Source organism: Cellulomonas septica (genome assembly GCF_012396155.1).
GTDB classification, from domain to species: Bacteria; Actinomycetota; Actinomycetes; order Actinomycetales; family Cellulomonadaceae; genus Cellulomonas; species Cellulomonas septica.
On sequence record NZ_JAAXOY010000427.1, the window covers coordinates 1 to 3,150 of the forward strand.

Below are 3,150 nucleotides of genomic sequence, written 5' to 3' on the forward strand. Positions count from 1 at the left end.
GCTCCGCGTCGACCGCGCGCGCGAGCGCACAGCCGCCCGCGCCGAGGTGGACGACCGACAGCGGCGAGCCGGGCGGGCCGACGCGCTCGATGACGGCCGCCATCTGCTGCATGTACTCGAACACCAGGCGCGTCGGGTCCGCGGTGTCCAGGTAGGAGCTCGGCACGCCGTTGACCAGCACGGTCACGCCGTCGGGGTCGTCGGGGTCGCGCACGAGCTCGACCGTGCCGGTGGGGATCGCCACGGGTCCGGCCGGCCACGGCGTGCGGGTCGCCGACCGCCCCGGCCGTGTGGGTCCTCGGTGCGATCCTGAGGTGCGGCGGGCGTTCCGGTCGGGCATGCCCCCACGCTACGGCGTTGACGGGATCGAACACGTGTTCGATACTGGAGGAGGCGGAGGGAGACGCGATGGGCGCCACGACGATCGGCACGGACGGGCAGGGCGCTGTCGTGCAGCGTCTCGACGCCGCACGGACGGCGCCGCGCGCCGCGGAGCTCCTGGGTCGCGCCGACGCCGAGCTCCTCGCCGCCCAGTTCTCGTCGGAGGCGTGGGAGCAGTTCTCGCACGCGCACCTCGCGGCGCTGCGGGCGGGCGCGGCCGTGATCGCGTCGCGCGGCCGTCCGGCGGGTCGCCGCGCGCTGCGGACCGTCTGGGAGATCCTCGACGCCGTGGCACCCGAGCTCGCGACCTGGAGCGGCTACTTCGCGGACGCGGCCCCGCTGCGGTCGGCGGTCGATGCCGGCCGTTTCGACGCCGTCACCCCGGCGCGTGCCGAGCAGGCAGTGTGCGCGGCCGAGGACTTCGTCGACGCCGCGCGCGCCCTGGTCGAGGCGTCGTCGACCGCGCTGCCGGGTGCCCCGCGCATGCTCGCGGTGACGGCCTCGTGAGCCGAGGCCCACGGGCCGCCGCGGCCCGACGTGACTGGGGCCGCGAGGAGGACGGCTGCTCGATCCTCCACGTCGACATGGACGCGTTCTTCGCCTCCGTCGAGCTCGCGCGGCGGCCGCAGCTGCGTGGGTTGCCGGTCATCGTCGGGGGCGCGCAGCGGGGTGTCGTGCTCGCGGCGACGTACGAGGCACGGGCGTTCGGCGTGCACTCGGCGATGCCGATGACGGCGGCGCTGCGCATGTGCCCGCAGGCCGTCGTCGTCCCGCCCGACCACACCGCCTACCGCGACGTCTCGCAGGGCGTCATGCGGATCCTGCACGACGTGACCGCGCTCGTGGAGCAGGTCAGCGTCGACGAGGCGTTCCTCGACGTCGCGGGCGCGCGGCGCCGGCTCGGCCCCCCGACCACGATCGCGGCGGAGATCCGCCGCCGGGTGCACGCGGAGTTCGGCATCACGTGCTCCGTCGGCATCGCCGCGAACAAGTTCGTCGCCAAGCTCGCGTCCGGCCACGCCAAGCCCGACGGCGTCCTGCTCGTGCCGCGGGCGGCGACGCTCGACTTCCTGCGGGTCCTGCCCGTCGGCGCGCTGTGGGGCGTGGGGGAGCGGACGGAGGCCGCGCTCGCGCGCTGGGGCATCCGGACGGTCGCGGAGCTCGCGGACAGCGACGTCGCGACCGTGCAGCGCGCCGTCGGCAAGGTCGCCGGCGCGCACCTGTTCGACCTGTCGTGGGGTCGGGACCCGCGGCCCGTGCAGCCGCACCGCGAGGAGAAGTCGATCGGCGCCGAGGAGACGTTCGTCGAGGACGTCGCCGACCTCGCGGTCGTCCAGGCCAAGGTGCTCGAGCTCGCCGACCGGTGCGCGACGCGCCTGCGGCACAAGGAGCTCGTCGCCCGGACCGTGACCGTCAAGGTCCGCACGTCCGACTTCCGCACGCTGACGCGCTCCCGCACGCTCACCACGCCGAGCGACGTCGGTCGCGAGCTCTACCTCGTCGCCCGCGAGCTCGTCGCCGGTGCGGACCTCGGCGGGCTCCCGGTGCGGCTCGTCGGCGTGCGCGCCGAGGGTCTCGAGCCCGCCGCGGCGACCGTCCGGCAGCCGACGCTCGAGGAGGCCGTCGCGGAGCCGACGCCCGACCGACGGGACGCCGAACGGGTGATGGACGAGGTGCGCGCCCGGTTCGGGGCCGCTGCCATCAGGACAGGTGTCCATTCATCCGACCCTGAGGCGCGCTCGACTACCACCTTCGTTCCCGCGGATCTATCCTGAACCCGTCACGGATCCACAGCCCAACGGGGGTCGGAATGCCTCTCTCCGAGTACGAGCAGCGCGTACTTGAGCAGATGGAGCGCCAGCTCACCTCTGACGACCCGCGCTTGGCCAACACGCTCACCCAGCGTGGCCGCCGGCCCGTCAGTCGGTACCTCATCGCCGGCGGCGGCGCAGCCGTCGGCCTGCTCCTGCTCGTGCTCGGTGCCGCGGGGAGTCTTCCGTGGCTCGGCGTCGTCGGTTTCGTCGTGATGTTCGCGGGCGTCGCGTTCGCTTTCGCCGACCCGCACCGCGGCGCGCGCCGGCACGGCCCGCAGGGCGTGGTCCAGGCGGACGGTGCCGTCCGCCGGGCTCCGCAGGCGCGCAAGAGCGGGTTCATGTCGCGTCTCGAGGAGCGCTGGGACCGCCGCCGGGGTCAGCAGGGTCGCTGATCCGTCGCGCGCTCCTCTCGAGCGCACGCGACCGCGAGGACGCGGTCACCGGGCGTCGGCACCCATGAGTCGAGCGGACGCGTCGCGCAGCACCGCGACGCCGTGCTGTGCCACCCCGTCAGCCGCACGCACTCGCGCACGACGATCGACTCCTCGCGACGCGCGCGTCGTCGATGCCACGTCGTCGGGCCTCGGGCGTCGTCCCGGCCCTTCACCGCACGTCCTCCCGTTACCGGAGATCGTGCCGTCACGGGACGTCGAAGGACGGCGTCCCGACGCGGGTCTCCGAGCGTCGCCGGTGCGACGTCAGGACGAGGACCGGGATGCCCCCGTGAGCACGGAACCCACGCCGTCGACGATCTCGTCCGTCCACCGCACGAGCTGGTCGGGGTCCACGTCGCCCGGGACCGGCGCGTACCGCTGACGCTCGACCGTCCGCGCGAGCGCGCGCAGGGCGGCCGCGGTGACCTCGTCGAGGTCGGCGCCCGACGTCGCGCGGACCTGGTCGTGCACGGCCGCGACCGCGTCGCGCGGTGTCGTCGAGTCCGACCACGACACGCCCT

4 protein-coding genes and 1 pseudogene are annotated in these 3,150 nt (G+C 74.8%); 3 read left to right on the forward strand and 2 right to left on the reverse strand.

Translation table 11 applies throughout. The annotated features are described in order from the left end of the window. Positions 1 to 244 (reverse strand): annotated as a pseudogene (locus tag HGA02_RS14410) (spermidine synthase); the annotation flags it as partial. Between the two features lie 164 nt (positions 245 to 408). On the opposite strand from HGA02_RS14410, the gene HGA02_RS14415 reads away from it, so the two are divergent. Genes HGA02_RS14415 through HGA02_RS14425 form a run of 3 tightly spaced genes read left to right on the forward strand, consistent with a single transcriptional unit; the run spans position 409 to position 2,587 of the window. Continuing rightward, positions 409 to 888: an SAV_6107 family HEPN domain-containing protein gene (locus HGA02_RS14415; protein ID WP_168679659.1), complete on the forward strand. Its 480-nt coding sequence runs from the start codon at positions 409 to 411 to the stop codon at positions 886 to 888. Continuing rightward, on the forward strand, positions 885 to 2,156 hold the full coding sequence (locus tag HGA02_RS14420) for a DNA polymerase IV (RefSeq protein ID WP_168679661.1): 1,272 nt from the start codon (positions 885 to 887) through the stop codon (positions 2,154 to 2,156). The genes HGA02_RS14415 and HGA02_RS14420 overlap by 4 nt, the downstream gene beginning before the upstream one ends. A gap of 35 nt (positions 2,157 to 2,191) precedes the next feature. Next, positions 2,192 to 2,587: a DUF3040 domain-containing protein gene (locus HGA02_RS14425; protein ID WP_124342222.1), complete on the forward strand. Its 396-nt coding sequence runs from the start codon at positions 2,192 to 2,194 to the stop codon at positions 2,585 to 2,587. Positions 2,588 to 2,893: 306 nt separating this feature from the next. On the opposite strand, the gene HGA02_RS14430 is transcribed toward HGA02_RS14425, so the two are convergent. Continuing rightward, positions 2,894 to 3,150: DUF4129 domain-containing protein (locus tag HGA02_RS14430; protein ID WP_168679663.1), on the reverse strand; the 257-nt coding region annotated here is incomplete at its 5' end.

Coding starts and splice junctions, on each gene's coding strand:
- HGA02_RS14425 (WP_124342222.1), top strand. CDS start 2,192: ATGCCTCTCTCCGAGTACGAGCAGCGCGTACTTGAGCAGATGGAGCGC.
- HGA02_RS14415 (WP_168679659.1), top strand. CDS start 409: ATGGGCGCCACGACGATCGGCACGGACGGGCAGGGCGCTGTCGTGCAG.